The 249-nt window shown below is 51.8% G+C and carries 1 protein-coding gene; it reads right to left on the bottom strand.

The annotated features are described in order from the left end of the window. Positions 1–69: 69 nt before the first annotated feature. Positions 70–249 (bottom strand): hypothetical protein (locus VJI77_RS07640; protein WP_323989005.1); only part of this gene is annotated, 180 nt, incomplete at its 5' end.

Raw genomic sequence — 249 nt, 5'->3', positions numbered from 1 at the left:
CAAAGTAAAGCTACCCAGCAATCCAGGTACCCCCTCTACAATGGCAGCTAACCCCTCCGCCGGACTCATTTAAACCCCCGATGCATATTTAACGGACGCGGCCAACTTACTCTCGATTTCCCCCATGTCTTCATCGAGAGCAGCCTGCAAAAACTTCGAACGGGTTGGAGCCTTATGTGCAAACGGCATTTCATGCACATAGACTGCATAGCTTGGATTACCTCCCCTACCAAACCCGATGACCGCGAC

This window comes from Parvimonas sp. D2, assembly GCF_035282635.1.
In the GTDB taxonomy this organism is placed as follows: Bacteria; Bacillota; Clostridia; order Tissierellales; family Peptoniphilaceae; genus Parvimonas.
This window is presented reverse-complemented; position numbering and strand designations above follow the sequence as displayed.